The following is a 17,661-nucleotide window of genomic DNA, read 5'->3' on the forward strand; positions in this document are numbered from 1 at the left end:
CTTTTCGGCCTGGCCGGGCCTCAGTCTCAGCTGAGCCCGCCCATATGAAAACTCTTCATCTCGAGATATTCCTCGATGCCGGCCTGCGCGCCTTCGCGCCCCAGACCGGACTGCTTGACACCTCCGAAGGGGGCCACCTCGATCGAGACCGAGCCGGTGTTGAGCCCTACCATGCCGAATTCCAGTGCCTCGCCGACGCGCCAGGCGCGTTTCAGGTTCTCGGTGTAGAAGTAGGAGGCAAGACCGTAGGGCGTACCATTGGCCAGCGCGATCGCCTCCTCTTCCGTCTCGAACCGGAAAAGCGGCGCAACCGGGCCAAACGTTTCCTCGCTGGCGAGTTGCATTTCTTTGGTGGCGCCGGTCAGCACCAGCGGTGCGACATACTGAGGACCGTTCGGCAAGGCCGGCCTGTCCGTAATGATCTTGGCACCTTTGGCGAGAGCGTCCTCGACGTGGCGATTGATTTTCTCGACCGCCGCCATATTGATCATCGGCCCGATGGCGACGCCGGGCTGTGTGCCGGGCCCGACCGTCATGGCGTTGACGCGGGCGGTGAGCTTCCTGGCGAAGGTGTCGTAGACACCGGCCTGGACGAGGATGCGATTGGCGCAGACGCAGGTCTGGCCGCCATTGCGGAACTTCGAGACAAGCGCGCCCTCGATGGCGAGATCGAGATCGGCGTCGTCGAAAACGATGAAGGGGGCGTTGCCGCCCAGTTCGAGGCTGAGCCGCTTCACGCTGTCGGCGGCGCCGCGCATCAGCAGCGAACCGACCCGCGTCGAGCCAGTGAAGGAGATCTTGCGCACCGTCTCGTTCGCCATGATCTCGGTGCCGATCTCGGCCGGCATGCCGATGACGATGTTGATGACGCCGGCGGGAATGCCCGCGCGTTCAGCGAGCACACCAAGCGCCAGCGCCGAATAGGGCGTGAACTCGGACGGCTTGATGACCACGGTGCAGCCGGCGGCCAGCGCCGGCGCGACCTTGCGGGTGATCATCGCGTTGGGAAAATTCCACGGCGTGATGATCCCGCAAACCCCGACGGGTTCCTTAAGCACGATGATGCGCCGATCTGGCGTGGGCGAGGGGATGGTGTGGCCGTTTATGCGGCGCGCTTCCTCGGCGAACCATTTGACGAAGGACGCGCCGTAACGGATCTCGCCTTTGGCCTCGTCCAATGGCTTGCCCTGTTCGGTCGTCAGGATGAGTGCCAGATCGTCCAGATGTGCCAGCATCAGGCCATGCCATGCTTCCAGAAGAGTAGCGCGTTCGGCGTTGGTTTTCTTCCTCCAGTCGCCATAGGCGGAAGCTGCGGCCTCTATCGCCGCGCGGGTCTCCGGACCGGCCATGTCGGGCACTGTGCCGATCGCTGCCTGGGTCGCCGGATCGATGACATCGACCGTCTTGCCGGAGCCGGAAGCGATCCAGTTGCCGCCGATCAGGCCAGCTTCGCGGAAGAGGTTTTTGTCTTTCAGGTTTTTCATCGGATACGACCTTGCAATCAAGTGAGCGCCGCGACGATGGCGGCCGTGATGGCTTTCGTGCTGTCCTTGCCGGCGACGGTTCCAACGCCTCGCGCGGTTGTGGCTTCGAGCGCTTTAATGACGCGACCAGCTGCGTCTTTTTCCCCGAGATGTTCGAGCATCATCGCGCCGGACCATATGGTGGCGATCGGGTTGGCGATGCCCAGATGGGCGATGTCGGGCGCCGAGCCATGCACCGGCTCGAACATCGACGGCGCCGAGCGGTCGGGATTGATGTTGGCGGAGGCGGCATAGCCGAGCCCGCCCTGGATCGCAGCGCCGATGTCGGTCAGGATGTCGCCAAACAGGTTCGAAGCGACGACCACATCGAGGCTCTCCGGCGCCATGATCATGCGCGCGGCCAGCGCGTCGACATGATAGCTGGTCACGGCGACATCAGGATAATCCGCCTCCAACTTTCGCGTGATCTCGTCCCAGAACACCATCGAGTATTTCTGCGCATTGGATTTGGTGACGGAGGCCAGCTTGCCCCGACGCGACCGCGCCTGCTCGAAGCCAAAGCGCAGGATGCGCTCGACGCCGGCGCGGGTGAAGATCGAGGTCTCCACGGCGACCTCGTCCAGCGTGCCTTGATGCACGCGCCCGCCGGCGCCCGAATATTCGCCTTCGGTGTTCTCGCGGATGCACAATATGTCGAAGTTTTCCGCCCGCAGCGGGCCTATCACGCCCGGCAGCAGGCGGTGCGGCCGGATGTTGGCATATTGCACGAATGCCTTGCGGATCGGTAGCAGCAGACCGTGCAGCGAAACGGAATCCGGCACCTCCGCCGGCCAGCCGACGGCGCCGAGGAGGATGGCGTCGAAGCCGCGCAAGGTCTCGATGCCGTCCTCGGGCATCATGTGGCCGGTATCCTTGTAGAATTTGCAGGACCACGGGAATTCGGTTCCGGTCAAGGCAAAGCCTGCGTGTTTGGCCGCGGTCTCCAGCACCGTCCAGGCGGCGGCGGTCACATCGCTTCCGATGCCGTCACCGGGGATCAGGGCGATCGAATAGGAGCTCATCGGCATCTCTTTACAGGCTGATCAGGACGCTCTTGGTCCTGCGGTTGGCGAGATAGGCATCGCGGCCGAGATCCTTGCCGATGCCGGAGCGCTTGTAGCCGCCGGTCGGCAGGATATGGTCGCGCGAGCGGCTGTAGCGGTTGACCCAGACGGTGCCTGCTTCGAGCTTGCGTGCAAAGCGGATGGTGCGGGAGATGTCAGTGGTGAACAGGCCGGAAGCCAGCCCGTAGATCGGATGGCTGGCCAGCGCCAGCGCCTCTTCCTCGGTCTCGAAGGTCTGCACGGTCAGGACCGGGCCGAAGATTTCCTCGACGATCGCCGGATTGGCCTGGTCGACATTTGCGATCAGCGTCGGTTCGTAGAAATAGCCTGGGCTGTCCATGACTCCGCCTCCGGTCAGGCATTCGCCGCCAGCCTCGATCGCGGCCCGCACGATGCCGTCGATGCGCGCCCTCTGCCGTTCCGAGATAACAGGCGAATATTGGGTCGCGTCGTCCCAGGTCGGGCCGGGCTGCACCATCTTCATCCGTTGCAGGATAGCGGCCGTCAGCCTGTCGGCCACGCTCCTCTCGACGATCAGGCGTGTGCCGGCTACACAGGCCTGGCCGGCATTGAAGGTGACGCTGCCGGCAATGGCCATTGCGGCCTTCTCGAGATCGGCATCGGCAAAGACGATCTGCGGGCTCTTGCCGCCGAGTTCCAGCGTCATCGGCTTGACGCCGGTGCGAGCGACATTCTCCATGATCGCCGATCCGGCGCGGGTCGAGCCGGTGAAGCTGACTTTGGCGATCTCGGCATGGCCGGTCAGCGCCGTGCCGGTCGTCGGGCCGTCTCCCAGCACCACGTTTACGAGCCCTGCCGGCAGGCCTGCCCTAACGGCTAGTTGCGCCATATAGACTGCCGAAAAGGGCGTCATTTCCGATGGCTTCAGCACGACCGCATTACCCGCGGCCAATGCCGGACCAAGCTTCCATCCGGCCATCGAGATCGGAAAATTCCAAGGCGTGATCGCGCCGACCACGCCATAGGGCTCGCTCATGATCATGCCGAGAGTGGCGTCGTCGGTCGGCACAAGTTCGCTGCCTTCCTTGTCGGCGAACTCGGCGAAGAAGCGGATCTGCTCGGCGGTGATGGCGATGTCGCCGGCAACGAGCTGGCCGACAGGCCGGGTGGAGCACAGCGCCTCGATCCTGGCCAGCGTTTCGGCTTCCGCTTCGATCAGGTCAGCCCAGGCTTGGAGCGCCCTGGTGCGCTCGCGTGGCCGGACGCCGCCCCAGTTGCTGGTCTTCAGCGCCGCCTTGGCGCTTTCCACTGCACGGTCAACGATGTCTGTTCCGGCCACTGGGCAGGCGGTATATGACTTGCTGTCCGAGGGGCGGCGCATTTCGATCCCGCCCTCGGCCGAGATCAGGTCCCCGCCGATGAAGTGGCCGACGGGAAGGGGGATTCTATCGGGATCGAAGCTCAGGCTCATCGACAATCACTCTGCGGCATCGGCCGGAGCTTAGCGCGTGCTGGCACGCAGCATGCGCTGTTCGGCGATCCGCCGCCGACGAATGTTGCGTGCTAGGCGTGAGAGACGGCAAAATCTTCCGCGCAGGCCGGCATCTCACGCGGGTTCCGTTATCCGACGGTCACGTAGATCTTGCGCACTGTTTCGATGGTCTTCCAGACACCGGTGAAGCCAGGCTTCATCACGAAGCTGTCGCCGGCGCGGTAGGTCACCGCCTCGCCGCCATCGGGCGTGATTTCAATCACGCCGGTGAGAATGTGGCAGAACTCGAAGGTCTCTCCCTTGATCGAGCGCGTTTCCCCGGGCGTCGCCTCCCAGACGCCGGTATGGACAAGGTCGCTCTTGGCGGCATCCTGCGCCCAGGTCTTGAAGGCGGGGTCGCCGGCAATCAGCCGTTCGGGCAGCGCCCTGGATACGCGTGGCGGGAAGGCTGGATCGGTATCGACGGTTTTGAGCAGGGGCAAAGGATGACCTCTCTGGTTGGACTTCAATAGCGGCGCGAGCGGTCGACGAGCCCGATGGGGTCGAGCCCGGCGCGGTGGCGTCGGATGTTTTCGATAACGGCCCGAGCAGCGGTCGCTGGCTGGGTGACGCTGGCGACATGCGGGGTGACAATGATCTTCTGATGCGACCAGAACGGATGGCCCGCGGGCAGCGGTTCAGGATCGGTCACGTCGATCATGGCGGCCGAGAGTTGTCCGCTGTCGAGCGCGGCGAGAAGCGCTTCGTGGTCGAGCTGCGGCCCCCGGCCCGTATGGACAAGCGTTGCGCCCTTGGGCAGCTTCGCAAACAGGTCGGCATCGAGGAAACCGCGTGTCTCCTCGGTCAGCGGCAGCAGGCAGATCAAAATGTTGCTGGCCGCGAGCATCTCGTTCAGCCCGGCCTCGTCATGACGACAGGTCACGCCCTCGATCTGCCGTGGCGAGCGGCTCCATCCTGCAAGCGGGAAGCCGAAGGGCTTTAGCCGGTCGAGGACGGCTTGCCCAAGCTGCCCGAGGCCGAGCACGCCGATCCGGCGCGACCCGGCCTGGAGTTGCGGGATATCGTGCCAATCGCCAGCGCGTTGCTGTGCCAGATATTCCGGCAGGTTGCGATGCAAAGCGAGCACGGCAAGCGTCACATACTCCTGCATCATGCGCACGATGCCTTCCTCGACCGTACGCACGATCTTCACCTGTTCCGGTATGGTGGCGAGGCGGAACTGGTCCACACCGGCACCAATGGAAAACAGGATCTCCAGGTTGCAGTAGCGCGCGAGGTCTTCTGGCGCGGTCCAGGTGATGAGATATCGCACCGCGTCGGGATCGACCGTTGCGGCATCCATCATAAAAGGGACGTCCGGCAATTCTCTAGCGAAGGCGTCGGCAAAGACCGCTCCGCGCCGCGCATCGGAATTGAACAGGAATGTCATTCCGGTTCCCCTTCAAGCCGCGCAGCGGGCGCCGAGCGTCTCGATCAATCGCTGGCAGGCAGCGAGTTCGCTGGCGAGAATATATTCGTCTGGCTTGTGGGCACGACCGATGTCGCCTGGGCCGCAGATGATCGCATCGAAGCCGGCGGCCTGGTAGAGCCCGGCTTCGGTGCCGTAGCTGACGGCGGCTAGCGGCACCTCGCCGGTCAATTCGCGCAGCAGTCCCGCAAGAGGCGCGTCTGGCGGCAGCGACAGCGCCGGATATGCACTGACCGGTGTCCATTCGACAATATAGCCTTGGGCTGCAAGGGCCTCTGCCCTTGCCTTGATGGGCGCCAGCAGGATCGCCGGGTCGACGCCAGGTATGGCGCGTGCCTCCACGTCCAGCGTGCAGGTGTCGGGGATGATGTTGACCTGATGTCCGCCTGCCACCAAGCCCGCTTGCAGCGAGGAGTAGGGCGGCTCGAAGGCAGGGTCGAACGGACCGTGCGTCAGCCGCTCGGCTTCGCTCACGGCCGCGCTCAGCGCACCGGCCATGGCATGGATGGCGTTGAGCCCGAGATCAGGCCGCGAGGAATGGCCCGAGCGCCCTTTGATGGTTACGCGGGCGGCCGCCTTGCCCTTGTGGCCGCGCACGGCGCGCATGCCGCTCGGCTCGCCGACGATGACGCCGAGCGGTTTTGCGCAAAGCTCGGGAAGCCGGGCCATCAAATGTGGCACGCCGCGGCATCCCACTTCCTCGTCGTAGGAGAAGGCGAGATGGATCGGTTTGGCGAGGCGCAGTGGAGCCAGCATGGGCACGGCCGCGAGTGCCGCAGCAAGAAACCCTTTCATATCGGTAGTGCCGCGTCCGTAGAGCCGTTCGCCCTCCCGGCGTAGCGCGAAAGGGCTCGAACTCCATTGCGGCTCGCTGGCTGGAACAACGTCCATGTGGCCGGACAGTATGTAGCCCGGGACATTGGCGGGGCCGATCGTCGCGAAAAGATTGGAACGATCGCCTTCCGGTCCCGGCAGCAAGGTGACCCGCGTGCTGTGCTCCGCGAGATAGGCCTCGATCCAGCCGGCAATATCGGCGTTTGGCTTGCCGGCGACCGATGGAAAGGCGACGAGACGATCGAGAATGTCGAAGACGTCCATTCCAGCCCTCAAAGCGTGTTAGGTTCGCCGGGTTCGGTGCCGTCGACCATATGCTGCCAGTTTCCAAAGAGGATGCGTGCGTTCTTTCGCGATTGCGTGCCGAAAGCTGAAATGTTTCAGTTGAATCTTGCGTTGCTGCGCGGCATTCGAGCAAATCGTATCGGTCTGCTCGTTTAGCGTTGGCTGCAGTGGGTGGCCATCAGTGCGTGGCGCTCTGGTGCGGAAATCTTGCAGGGGCATGGAATTGAAGCCGTCCGGAAGCTTGAAAATCGACACCTTCTCGGTGCGCATCGGCGACATCGAAGACATCGAACTGGAGCGGTTGCACGCGCTCTCTCTGTCCGTGGGATGGCCACACCGGGCCGAGGACTGGCAGTTCCTGCGCGAGCAAGGACAGGGGTTCGTGGCGCTTGACGAGATCGGCCGGGTTCTCGCTTCGGCGATGTGGTTCGCGCATAGCACCAATTTCGCGACCGTGGGCATGGTTATCACCTCGCCGCGACTCCAGACGCTGGGTGCTGGGCAATGGCTGATGAAGCGGGTCTTCGACAAGGTCGCCGGTTGCGATCTGCGCCTTAATGCAACACGCGCGGCAAGGCGTCTCTATCTCTCGCTCGACTTCCAGCCAGAGAAGACTGTCTATCAATGCCAGGGCATCGCCCGTGCGCAGACGATCGTTGAGTGGGAAAATACCCGAGGCGATGTCCGGAGTTTGATCGAGAATGATATTCCCGCCGTGATCGCGCTCGACGCGGCAGGGTTCGGTGTGAGGCGGGCGGCCCTCATCGAGAAGCTTTTCGCGCACTCGGCCGGTTATGGTCTTTTCAAGGCTGACACGCTGAGCGCTTTCGCGCTCTGCCGGCCGTTCGGGCGAGGCCATGTCGTGGGGCCGGTCGTGGCGGAAAGCGACGCAGACGCCGTGGCGATCGTCGGACCGCATGTAGCCGACCATTCGGGGTCTTTCCTCAGGGTCGACACTCACATGGGCAATGGCGATTTCGCCGCCTTTCTGTCGCGCAGCGGAATACCGGTCTTCGACACTGTGCTGACGATGTCGATGGGCAAACGCCTCACCGATTTTGCCGCCGACGGTGCAGCTACATCGGTAACCTATGCTCTTGCCAGTCAAACCCTCGGATAAGTCAGCCGAGGACGCGGCTCCGCACCACGCGCGCCGCCTGGGAAGACATCGAAGCCACGTACAGTTTTCTGCAAGCTATGCTGGATTAAACACAGCAGGCCAAAGTGGAATTGTCTCTGCCTTTGAAGTTGCCTGAGGCGGTGACTCTTCTGGAGGCAGCGAGCAAGGTCCTGCCTTCGCTTCGCTCCGCAGGTGTGGAAGCAATCCGCCCGACTGTCCGGCCGTTCCTGGAGGATGGCTACACCTGCGCCGGCGCCATGCCGGACATCTCCGGCCACTGGCTGTGACGCATAGTGGCGTGACGATCGCGCCGCATTTGGGCAAGGTGGTCGCCGACGAAGTCGTGCGCGGCAAGATCCATGAGGAGATGGAGATGCTCCGCCCGCAGGAGCCGCTATCGTTTGGCGGTCAGTTTACCGCAACTGCCATCGCGGATCGCGGATACCTTGTCCTTAGCAGATGTGTGGCATCCGCAAGCGCTGTAACAAAATCATCCATTTCGCTTTTTAGCATATAGATGTGCGGCGACACTCGAAGTCCTTCCAAATGCTCGACCATTCTATATTTGACATGAATTTTATGGTCGTCCCTCAGTTTTCGCTCGAGGATTTTCATATCCAGGCCTTCAATAGAGAACAGACTCACAGCGCCAAGTTCCGGCGTGTCCAGCAGCGTGTGCAATCGGAAACCAGGTATGTCGCGGGCGAGGCTGATTCAGTAGCGGGTTAGTTCCTGAAGGCGCTCCAGGATGTTCTCTAACCCAATTTCTCGATGAAAGCCGATCGCTGCGCGATCCCGGCCAGTATTGCAGAGTTGTACGTGCCAAGATTCCAGTGGTCGAATTTGTCGATGCGCAACGGCGGCGGGTCGAATGGCGCGAGCAGCGGCCACGTTTGATCGATTTGCCGCTCATTCACGATTAACATGCCGTTGCCGCGGCTCTCGAACCACCAATGGTGCGAGCCGTCGATCTGAACCAACTCGCCGAGGCAGTCGCGCCGACCCCGTGGCTGGTGAAGCTGCTTCTTGCGTTCCCGGCGCGATGTCCAAAAGCCAGCTTCCGTCATCCACTTGCGTAGCGTCTCTGTGCTGACGGCGATCTGGTGCCACTCAAGCAGTTTCTCGCTGGCAAGCGTCGGGCCGAAGTCCCGGTAGCGATCGCGCACGAGATCCAGTGTGGTGTTGCGAAAGTCCTCATCATGGCGCCGATTGCTCGGCCGGCCGCGCTTCTTCGATACCAGACCGCTGGCGCCGTCCTGATCAAGGCCTGCAACAGCCGGTGAACCTGACTGCGGCTGAGATGAAGGAGTTCCGCCGCCCGGACGACGCTCAGCCGTCGGCCGCGGATCTTCTGGATGGCTTCGAGACGATGCAGCTCTTTTTGCGACAAGGTGACCAAAGGCATGACGGCTCCCGCAATAAGCCCGCTCTCACGCCAGGCTCTGTGAAGTCGCCAGCCTTCCTTTCCAGCTTCATGTTGACCAGCCTCGGAAACTTTGTAAACTATTGAGACAACAGGCTAATTTACGCACTACAGCAACCGCACATCCAGGTCAAAGGCTTCAATCCGCTCTATCCGAATCCCAGAGGTCGCGGGATGGCGATGATTGATGATCACGTTCTGGTCGGGGCTGTCCGCAATCGAAACGATCGCAGACGGAATGAACAGTATTGCCGCTCGATTGCTCGCGAGCCACTCATCTCCGATTCTCTGCGTTTCCGCCTCCCGCCGACGCCAATCCTCGGGAAGATCCGCCAGAGTGATGTGTTCAACGGGAATCTCATTTGACACCTCATAAACCACCATCGCGAGCGCCGGCAGCAGCTCCGGGTCCTCAACATGAACGAGCTTTTCGAGAACGCAGAGCGATGGCGATGTCGCGGCGTATGTCAGAGGACGGCCCACCGTGTTCCACCGGCCGTCGAGCCGCAGACCGTAGCCCCCGTCGAAGGCGTCCGCGAATTGCACGCTCGAAAGTCGCCAAAGCCGCATCAAGCAGCGGCACCCCAGGCAATCTTGCCGAGAATGGTTTCGATAACGCGCGCGCCGGCCTCGGTCTGGGCTACAGTTAGCGGCGTCTCACGGCCCAGCTCAGCCAACTCTTTACGCAGCCAACGGTTCGCCTTGCCGGCATCACCAAACGTCTCTTCCGCAAGCGACTGGATGCGGACAAGGCGCACGGCCCGATCGGACTCGTCTATCGTCAGCGGCTGGTTCTTCTCGGCGCGGTGTCTGCGCGTGCGCTGCGGAATGACAAAACGCTCGATCTCCTGTTCACTCATGCCGGCGAGAGCAAGCCCTTTCAGCGTGGCGAGTGGAAGCCGGCGCCGCACTACGGTCGCAAGATCGGCCTGCGAGCGAACGTCCGCTCCAAGCACGGTCACGCCGCCCAGCTTGCGGGCGACTTCCTCAATCACTGCGTTGGATGTGGCCATTTTCTTACTCCGGCAATCTGCCACAGAAATTAGGACATCTTGCCGGAAATGCAATAGCACGGCTTGCCGGCGCACGCCGAGGCGACGAAATGCGACGCCCTGCCCTTGCGTGTGGAGGCTGAGCAGCAGGGCCGGTGTTGGCATATCTCTCGCGACGAGCAAGGCGTCGCGTGCCTCTTCAATTCCTTGATCTGCTGGATCAGCAACTCGATGCGATCAAGCTCGCGGCTGATCTGCGCCATGAGCGCTGGCGACAGTGGACGCCCATCTCCGGTAATGAGCGCGTCGAGGCATTTGCGTGGATCGCCTTTCAACGGTTCGTATTCGGACACACCTCGGCTGAACAAAAGGCCTTTATCCTGTTGACGTGCCTGATCCGCTCGTTCGTCAGTGCCTTCCGCTCCCGCACCAACCGGCGACGGTCTTCCTCCTCCGGCGTTGGCGATCGCAAAATCGCGCAAACCCGAGGCTCGCCGCGGTTGTAGGCCAACAACGCTCGAACCAGTGCTTCCCCATCAATCCTGTCGGTCTTGGCACGCCGGCGGCAACGCGACGTGGCAATGGATGCCGGGTCCACGACATAACTCTCGATGCCTTCGCGTTCGAGGAGCCGATGTATCCAGAATCCATCCAGACCAGCTTCCTGGATTGATGTGACCCGGAAACGCTGCGCTGTCCGGACTTCAGCCTTTCGTTGCAGCTCTGCGAAGTGATCGAGCAAACCCGGAAGGTCGCCCCCCGGCACGAGGTGTCTCGACATTCTCTCGCCCCCACCTGGCGAAAGGCTCCGGTCAGCCGGTCCTCGCGCTGGCGCCCGGCATCAGCACGGGCGTCCGGAGCGCTTCAGACGCATGCCGCCGGCCTGACGTTCTGATTCAGGCGAAAGAAATTGGTAGGATCATACTTATATTTCAAAGCGGCCAACCTTGGATAGTTCTCGCCATAAGCCGCCAGAACCCTGTCCATGCCCTCCTCGCCAAGATTGTTTGCATAGACGCCGCCAGTCGAGAACGGTCTCATCGCATCCCATAAATCACGCGCCCAACGGATGTGGGTCTCGTCATCGGCCGGATTGTCCCAGATCGAGATCGGGAAGCAATCGTACAGCGCATCTCTGTTTGCGTAGGGGGTTTCGGCAATCGGTACACGCGAGATGGCGCCGCCAACCTGCTGAAAGACAAGAAGCGACTCGCTGGGTGCAGTCGTATAGCCCGCAAGGAGCGTGTCGATCGCCTGGTCTGTGATTTCGCGCATGAACTGCGCCTTCCAGTAATAGCGCCTACCGCGTGGAAAGATGGCGTCCCCGGCCGACTGGATTTGAAGATACGAGACCTGGCCAATTCGGTCTTCTACCGGCGTACCATATTCTTTCAATGGTCGGACGATTTGTTCGCCCTCGACGAGCGGGCCGATGTAACACGCCGAGATGCTGAAGAACCGTTCGCCAGAGGGCGCCGTTACAAGGGCCGCGTCCAGGCTCAGCTCATCTGGGGCATTGCTTGAGAACGCGCGGTAGAATCTCATCGCCTCGCGGGCTTCTTCGTAGCGGTGCAGCACGGACCCCGCGATGAGCAGCGGACCCACGGGATGAAGCCTGTATTCGAAGCTCGTAACGATTCCGAAGTTGCCGCCGCCGCCCCGAATGCCCCAGAACAGATCCGAGTTTTCGGTTGCGTCTGCCCGGAGCAACCGCCCGTCCGCCGTCACGATTTCGACGGCCACAAGATTGTCGCAGCTCAGGCCATGCTTGCGGCCAAGCTTGCCAAACCCGCCGCCGAGCGTCAGTCCTGCTATGCCGGTATCGCCATTGACGCCCATGGTCGTCGCGAGGCCATGGGCTTGCGTGGCCGCGTCGAACTCTCCCAGGCTCAGGCCGGCCTGCGCGCGTGCAATCCGGCGGACCGGGTCGACCTCGATGCACTTCATGCGTGACACATCGATCACCACGCCACCGTCGCACACCGAACTGCCGGCGACGTTGTGGCCACCGCCGCGAACGGCGAGGAGGAAGCCTTGCGATCGGGCGAAGTTGACGGCCGTGACGACGTCATCGGCGTCGGCGCAGTACATGACCGCTGCCGGTCGCTTGTCGACCATTCCATTCCAAACCTTGCGTGCCGGGTCATAACCAGCATCTTCCGGAAGGACCAGATCTCCGCGAATTGCGTGCCTGAGCCGTAAGATTTCCGTCGCCTGCAGGACTGGCCCCGCACTGGAATTGTCCATAACCTCCAGCATGCTCATCGAGAGGATCCCTTCGTTGTCGCAGGACTGCCCGGATATGATGATCTCATGGGCCATTATGCGCCGCAAAGTCGAATATCTCAGTCGCTAGATGAGATGGATTCATCTAGATTGGCTTTCATGAGAAAGCTTCCGCCGCTCGGATCCCTTCGCGCCTTCGAGGCTGCTGCCAGGCGCATGAGCTTCAGGGAGGCTGCGAACGAGCTCGGTGTGACGCCCACGGCCATCAGTCATCAGATTCGAATGATCGAGGTCATTTGTGGGCAACCTTTGTTTCGACGCCGCCCCCGGCCGCTCGTGCTTACCGGCGCGGGGGAACGGCTGTTCCCGATAATTCGGAACGGCTTCGACGCCTTTGCCACAGCAATTGCCGCCGCTTCGGCCAACGTTGGCCAACGTCCGCTGCGGGTAACGAGCCCGAACGCATTTGCCAGCCGGTGGCTCGTGCCGCATCTGCCACAATGGCGGGAACAGCATCCGGATATTCCGCTGGAGATTATCGGAACAGACCTGGTTCTGGATCTGGGCGCCGGTAGCGCCGATGTTGCAATCCGCTACGCGCGCAGGATGCCTTCGAATCTTGTTGCGCAGGAACTCTTTCGGGACACGTTCTTTCCGGTATGCAGCCCGCAATTGCTGGCGAAGGGCGCCAGACGGATCGAGCGGGCCGCCGATTTGCTGCACTATCCGCTCATCCATTTTGATTGGATGAACCGTGATCGCGAGGCGCCAACCTGGTCGCGATGGCTGGCGATGGCCCGCTCTATCAATCCCGACATTCCGGATACCAACAAGGCGTGGGATCTGAGTTTTCGCGAGGAACTGCATGCGGTCGACGCAGTCGCTGCGGGCCAGGGTATCGCTATCTGCAGCGACGTAGTGGTCAGCCACGAACTCAAGGGCGGAGCGCTGGTCAAGGCACACGGCCTCTCTCTTCCGGGCTACGGCTTCTATCTTGTGTATATCCCCGACCACCCCCAGCAATCCAATATCGAGGCCTTCTCCGCTTGGATGAGATCTATGGTGTAACGCCTGCCATCGCTCGTGAAGCCGGGGCCAGCCCGTGTCGAATATATCTATCGAGCATCGCGCTACTCTGACAGCCCGGCGGTCTGCAAAGCATCACCAAGGCATTCCGCCAGCGCTGGAGCACAGTTCACGCCCGCAAACTGGCGGCTGTAGCGAAAAGTTGGGTGCAGTTCGAGCACCCGGGCAGCAGCTGCCCTCGCTTCCTCTGCACGCTGGATCGAAACGCTGGCCCGACCTGGCTATCGCTTCGGTCTTGTCACTGCTGGCGACAGCCGTCCTTGGCACTGCCTTTCTCGCCATCAAAGGTTATGAATATCTTGAGGAGGCGCAGGAACACGTGGCTCCGGTGCTCGGGCTGTCTTTCCATTGGCAAGGAGCGCACGAACTGGCGGCGCGCCACTTCTTCCAACTGTACTTTGCCATGACGGGGTTACATGCTTTGCACCTCTTCAGCGGCGTCGTGGTGGTGCTCGGGATCGCTGCCAGCTGGAAATGGGCGAACCCATCAAACCAACTGCGCCGCGTACGGGCGGTCGGATTCTACTGGCACTTCATCGACATTGTTTGGGTGATCCTGTTTCCCCTTTTGTACTTAGTGAGCCGGGCATGACTCTCTCACGGCTGATCCTCGCGTACATTGGTCTGCTCGTCATGCTGGCGCTCACTGTCGCCTCGTCCTATGTCGATTTGGCCGGTTTCAACATGTTGACCAACCTAGCCGTCGCCGCGGCAAAGATCCTCATCATTGCTCTGGCATTCATGGAATTGGCCCGCATGGACATCTTGGTACGGCTGAGTGTTGTGGCGGGCGCGCTTTGGCTTCTGATCCTGTTTGTGCTGACACTGATTGACCAGCCAATGACCTGATCAGTTTAAGATGTTAGGCGATCCGATGAAGCAGCAGCGCAAGACGAGCAAAGTCGCACCTATCAGCTACCGCTTAGTCGTCGTCCTTCGTGTGGGCGGTCCAGCCGGGCCGGGGAAGCCGCGGCTGCGAGGGAACATTCCACGACGCCTAAAGTTCGCCAGAGCATCAGCAGTTCTGCCCAGCGGCGAATTTAGGACGGAAATGGGATGACAGGGTCGACGAACAAAAGGAACAAAAAGCCGGGGTGGAACACTGCCGCTGCCGTTGATACCGGATCGTTTGGCGACAAGACCCCTGGCTTCGATCCCGCCGCCGTCCCAATGGAAACGGATGCAGAAGCAGGCGGCTTCTCCCAGCCGGGCGGAACGGGCAAACCGCTGCGTGCAGAGGTGGTGGCCAACAAGGCCGATCATCGCACGACGTGCGCGCATGCGGGCATACGATCCACTACCGCGAATCGGTGGCTTCCACTCGCACTCGTCGCGGTTGTCGTGGTGGCGGTGGTGTTGTGGGCGATCTGGCGCGCTTGATGGCGTCAAGGCCGCCTGCCTAGACCGCGGGCTTGAGAAAGGCCGGGAACTCACCCGAACATTTATACCGGAATCATTCGCGCTGTCCTATGCGGAAGGCCAGCCGATACGCTTGGGCTGGATAAGGTCGTTCCGATTCAGGCGCTACCCACGGTAATGGGCTCGAGCGCGTTTATGTCGATCAAGGGCTCGAGCCCGGCGTTAGCCCGAAGCTATCCCGCTGGGGTCAAGGTCAAAGCGAATCCTAGTCGAAACAAACAAACAAACCATAGCCATGCCATGGCCGAGATACCGACCCGAGCAGTCAAGGCCGAGTTGGCCGACGCGGGCCAATGAAATGGAACGGTGGACCCAACATGCTCAATGCCCGATCAAAGCCCCAGATAGACGCGGCGAACTTCGGGATCTACGGAAGTCTGATCGTGTGGCTCATGATTTTCGCCTGCCACGGTCTCATCGCTCCACGAACGAAATGACAATTGACCCTCATGCTTCTAAGCGCGATTTCACTCAGCAGCGTTATGTTCGTTATCGCAGACCTTAGTAAGCCGTACGGGGGATTTTTCAGCATATCCAGCGTGAGCATGCGGAGCGCTTTGAAGGCGATGCTGGCTCTGACGAGTTAGGAAATTCTCCGTCCCATAGACAGTTATGCGTCTGGTTCCGCGTGACTGTCTGTTCATTCAGGTAAGCCAGCCGCCTGCGGCCGCCCTCCGGCGCGCCAGCGTTTCGTGACCGCGTGAGACGGCATCCGCCAACCTCGAAGTATGCCTCGGCGCCTTGTGTATGAACTCAGCTACGCAAATTCCAGGATCGCTGGTTACCAAAGGGGGTGCCGCGGCGCGTAAATTTCCGCTACTGGAACGCCCCGTGCGCCGCTTGTTGTCCCAATTGAGACGCAAAGCTGCCGTCCCGCAATGGGAGAACACGCTCTTTAGTCGGATGGCTGTCAGATCGCCTATATGGCCCCTCGCCATGTGACCGGCAGCTTCAGTTCGTTCACACGACCCTTTACGCGCTCCGTGGTCGCGGAGAGCGCAACCGTGAAACAACCCCGCCAATAGCGTGGCATAGGTAAAACCAATTCGATCTTTCGCACCAGCACTGGTGATGAGCGCTTTTGATTGTGTCACTTTGGTTCGTGGTGGGTGGACGCATCTGCCAAGATTCCCGAAAACAGCGCAGGGCCGCGCGTCTTGAGCAGCGACAAGGACGTGTAATCGAGTATCGATAATCCGCCATCGACCACAAGCGTCTGACCGGTGATGAAGGATGCTTCCTCACTAGCGAGGAAGGCTACCGCTGCAGCAATCTCGCTAGGAGTTCCCATACGGTTGAAGACACCGGGCGGGACTTCCCATTCGCCCGAGGAGTTCGTGCTCGACGCAGGTACTTTTTCATCGAGCTCTGTGCCGATCCAGCCGGGGCTGACACAATTGGCCCGAATTCCGAATGGCGCACCTTCTATCGCCAGCGAGCGTGTGAGCGCCTCCACTCCCGCCTTCGCAACGCCGTACAATCCCCAGTTTCCGTGCAGTGTGGCCGTCGACGATATGTTTAGATCGACCCACCGCCGCAGTCGCGCATCACCGGAAGCGCGTAGGAGGAGACGAAGTAGGTCGAATCGAGATTGGGGCCGCGCAACTTTGACCAGCGCTGGCCCGGCGATTCATTGGCCTCGATGCCTGATCGGCGGGAGCCGACGCCGGCATTGTTGACGACGACGTCCACGCTGCCCCATTGAGCAACCTTGTCCACCAATTCCGCAGCTGCCGCTTCGCTTGCCAGATCACATTGAAAGAAAGTAGCTCTTGCCCCGGCAGACGCGATCTCCGATTCCACTTCCGAGCCCTTCGCACTATCACGACCGACAAGAGCAAGTCTGGCCCCTTTCCTTGGCGAAGTACCGCGCTATTCCACGTCCGATTCCGGAATTGCCCCCAGTGACGATTACGACCTTGTCTTTAAAACGCATCTCACCGCTCTCCAAATAGGATCATTACTCTGCCCTGTCTTGTAGTGTAGATTTTTCGGACATTCTATGCGCACCGCCGACCGCCTGTTCGGCAATGATTATCATTGGTCCGTGCTGGGCGCCGGCCGCAGCCAGTTGCCGATCGCCACCCAGCACATCGCGCTGACGGCAATGTGCGCGTCGGGCTGGAGGACTCACTCTGGATCGGCAAGGGCCAGCTGGCGAAATCCAGACGCCGAGCAGGTGAAGAAGGTGCGCCAGATCATAGAGGGGTTCGGCGCCTAAGTGGCCACCCCTGACGAGGCACGGCAGATCTTGCATCTCAAGGGCGGCGACAGGGTCACTTTCTAAGGAAGACACCAATGAGTGCGGTCACTATATCGGGCGTCGAGAAGGCCTATGGCAAGGCGAAGGTCATCCACGGTGTGTCAGTGGATATAGCGTCGGGTGAATTCGTCATCCTGGTTGGACCTTCCGGTTGCGGCAAGTCGACTTTGCTCAGGATGATTGCCGGGCTGGAAGACATCAGCAGCGGCGAAATCGCGCTCGAAGGCACATGGATATTTTCATTCATCAGCTTCGCTACGAGACAGGCCCCAATATTCCGGAAACCAAATTCGAATTGCTGGTCGCCCTGCGCGTCGGATACGCGGTCCGCTACAACATGCTAGCGGTGCTTCGTTTTTTGACCAAACGCTCGGCACGGGCAAAACGCCTGTCGTTCGGCTGACCGGAATAAACATGTCGGGCCTCGCGTGGGCATCATGACACCCAACACGGCAGGCAGGCACGATTTCGGGACAAGCACGACCTCCAGATCAAGCGCGCGGGT

General features: G+C 61.2%; 19 protein-coding genes and 4 pseudogenes. 9 read left to right on the forward strand and 14 right to left on the reverse strand.

Translation table 11 applies throughout. The annotated features are described in order from the left end of the window. Positions 1-26: 26 nt before the first annotated feature. The 6 genes from ACVWWD_RS29130 to argE form a co-directional block, all read right to left on the reverse strand. Entirely contained in the window at positions 27-1,484 is a 1,458-nt protein-coding gene (locus tag ACVWWD_RS29130) for an NAD-dependent succinate-semialdehyde dehydrogenase (protein WP_352550188.1), read from the reverse strand. 17 nt (positions 1,485-1,501) lie between these two features. Next, entirely contained in the window at positions 1,502-2,545 is a 1,044-nt protein-coding gene (locus ACVWWD_RS29135) for a tartrate dehydrogenase (RefSeq protein ID WP_031241817.1), read from the reverse strand. Positions 2,546-2,555: 10 nt separating this feature from the next. Beyond that, positions 2,556-4,019, reverse strand: a complete 1,464-nt coding sequence (locus ACVWWD_RS29140) for an aldehyde dehydrogenase family protein (RefSeq protein ID WP_023784959.1) — start codon at positions 4,017-4,019, stop codon at positions 2,556-2,558. A gap of 149 nt (positions 4,020-4,168) precedes the next feature. After that, entirely contained in the window at positions 4,169-4,522 is a 354-nt protein-coding gene (locus tag ACVWWD_RS29145) for a cupin domain-containing protein (protein ID WP_023784958.1), read from the reverse strand. A gap of 23 nt (positions 4,523-4,545) precedes the next feature. After that, complete coding sequence (locus ACVWWD_RS29150) at positions 4,546-5,469, reverse strand: 2-hydroxyacid dehydrogenase (RefSeq protein WP_352732371.1); 924 nt, start codon at positions 5,467-5,469, stop codon at positions 4,546-4,548. Between the two features lie 12 nt (positions 5,470-5,481). Next, entirely contained in the window at positions 5,482-6,606 is a 1,125-nt protein-coding gene (argE, locus tag ACVWWD_RS29155; RefSeq protein WP_352732374.1) for an acetylornithine deacetylase, read from the reverse strand. Positions 6,607-6,844: 238 nt separating this feature from the next. On the opposite strand from argE, the gene ACVWWD_RS29160 reads away from it, so the two are divergent. Beyond that, entirely contained in the window at positions 6,845-7,747 is a 903-nt protein-coding gene (locus tag ACVWWD_RS29160) for a GNAT family N-acetyltransferase (protein WP_352566726.1), read from the forward strand. Positions 7,748-7,869: 122 nt separating this feature from the next. Beyond that, a complete protein-coding gene (locus ACVWWD_RS29165; RefSeq protein ID WP_352566728.1) occupies positions 7,870-8,034 on the forward strand; it encodes a hypothetical protein in 165 nt (54 codons plus the stop codon). 121 nt (positions 8,035-8,155) lie between these two features. Here ACVWWD_RS29165 and ACVWWD_RS29170 read toward each other — a convergent pair whose 3' ends face one another. From ACVWWD_RS29170 to ACVWWD_RS29195, 6 genes and pseudogenes are all read right to left on the reverse strand, one after another. Further along, on the reverse strand, positions 8,156-8,428 hold the full coding sequence (locus ACVWWD_RS29170; protein ID WP_156942064.1) for a hypothetical protein: 273 nt from the start codon (positions 8,426-8,428) through the stop codon (positions 8,156-8,158). 251 nt (positions 8,429-8,679) lie between these two features. Next, a pseudogene (locus ACVWWD_RS29175) lies at positions 8,680-9,152 on the reverse strand (helix-turn-helix domain-containing protein); the annotation flags it as partial. Positions 9,153-9,278: 126 nt separating this feature from the next. After that, complete coding sequence (locus tag ACVWWD_RS29180; protein WP_023775148.1) at positions 9,279-9,740, reverse strand: RES family NAD+ phosphorylase; 462 nt, start codon at positions 9,738-9,740, stop codon at positions 9,279-9,281. Continuing rightward, on the reverse strand, positions 9,740-10,183 hold the full coding sequence (gene parS, locus ACVWWD_RS29185) for a type II RES/Xre toxin-antitoxin system antitoxin (protein WP_023775149.1): 444 nt from the start codon (positions 10,181-10,183) through the stop codon (positions 9,740-9,742). Before parS ends, ACVWWD_RS29180 begins: the two co-directional genes overlap by 1 nt. 90 nt (positions 10,184-10,273) lie before the next feature. Beyond that, a pseudogene (locus tag ACVWWD_RS29190) lies at positions 10,274-10,970 on the reverse strand (IS110 family transposase); the annotation flags it as partial. A 56-nt stretch (positions 10,971-11,026) separates the two neighbouring features. Continuing rightward, positions 11,027-12,484 carry an FAD-binding oxidoreductase gene (locus ACVWWD_RS29195; protein WP_352565490.1) on the reverse strand — a complete coding sequence of 486 codons (1,458 nt, stop codon included), beginning with the start codon at positions 12,482-12,484 and terminating at the stop codon, positions 11,027-11,029. A gap of 63 nt (positions 12,485-12,547) precedes the next feature. Here ACVWWD_RS29195 and ACVWWD_RS29200 point away from each other — a divergent pair, with 63 nt between their 5' ends. The 4 genes from ACVWWD_RS29200 to ACVWWD_RS29215 all read left to right on the forward strand — a co-directional run bounded on the left by ACVWWD_RS29200 (position 12,548) and on the right by ACVWWD_RS29215 (position 14,854). Further along, positions 12,548-13,456: a LysR substrate-binding domain-containing protein gene (locus tag ACVWWD_RS29200; RefSeq protein WP_352551436.1), complete on the forward strand. Its 909-nt coding sequence runs from the start codon at positions 12,548-12,550 to the stop codon at positions 13,454-13,456. A gap of 253 nt (positions 13,457-13,709) precedes the next feature. Then, entirely contained in the window at positions 13,710-14,066 is a 357-nt protein-coding gene (locus ACVWWD_RS29205) for a cytochrome c oxidase subunit 3 (protein WP_352565488.1), read from the forward strand. Beyond that, positions 14,063-14,323 (forward strand): cytochrome C oxidase subunit IV family protein, encoded by a 261-nt coding sequence (locus tag ACVWWD_RS29210; RefSeq protein WP_352565486.1) that lies wholly within the window; start codon positions 14,063-14,065, stop codon positions 14,321-14,323. Before ACVWWD_RS29205 ends, ACVWWD_RS29210 begins: the two co-directional genes overlap by 4 nt. 207 nt (positions 14,324-14,530) lie before the next feature. Then, positions 14,531-14,854, forward strand: coding sequence for a hypothetical protein (locus ACVWWD_RS29215; RefSeq protein WP_352565484.1), 324 nt, complete (start codon positions 14,531-14,533; stop codon positions 14,852-14,854). A gap of 1,129 nt (positions 14,855-15,983) precedes the next feature. Here the strand turns inward: ACVWWD_RS29215 and ACVWWD_RS29220 are convergent. Together ACVWWD_RS29220 and ACVWWD_RS29225 are read right to left on the reverse strand one after the other, a co-directional pair. Then, the gene (locus tag ACVWWD_RS29220; RefSeq protein WP_457103713.1) at positions 15,984-16,523 is read right to left on the reverse strand and encodes an SDR family NAD(P)-dependent oxidoreductase; all 540 of its coding nucleotides are present in this window, start codon (positions 16,521-16,523) and stop codon (positions 15,984-15,986) included. Next, positions 16,412-16,696 carry an SDR family NAD(P)-dependent oxidoreductase gene (locus tag ACVWWD_RS29225; RefSeq protein WP_457103669.1) on the reverse strand — a complete coding sequence of 95 codons (285 nt, stop codon included), beginning with the start codon at positions 16,694-16,696 and terminating at the stop codon, positions 16,412-16,414. Before ACVWWD_RS29225 ends, ACVWWD_RS29220 begins: the two co-directional genes overlap by 112 nt. 193 nt (positions 16,697-16,889) lie before the next feature. Between ACVWWD_RS29225 and ACVWWD_RS29230 the strand changes: the two are divergent. From ACVWWD_RS29230 to ACVWWD_RS29240, 3 genes and pseudogenes are all read left to right on the forward strand, one after another. Next, positions 16,890-17,180, forward strand: a pseudogene (locus ACVWWD_RS29230) (3-keto-5-aminohexanoate cleavage protein); the annotation flags it as partial. A gap of 11 nt (positions 17,181-17,191) precedes the next feature. Continuing rightward, positions 17,192-17,386: pseudogene (locus ACVWWD_RS29235) on the forward strand (ATP-binding cassette domain-containing protein); the annotation flags it as partial. Continuing rightward, positions 17,386-17,559, forward strand: coding sequence for a hypothetical protein (locus tag ACVWWD_RS29240; protein ID WP_352551449.1), 174 nt, complete (start codon positions 17,386-17,388; stop codon positions 17,557-17,559). The pseudogene ACVWWD_RS29235 and the gene ACVWWD_RS29240, both read left to right, overlap by 1 nt. The last annotated feature ends 102 nt before the right edge of the window (positions 17,560-17,661 follow it).

Source organism: Mesorhizobium sp. URHB0026, assembly GCF_054059755.1.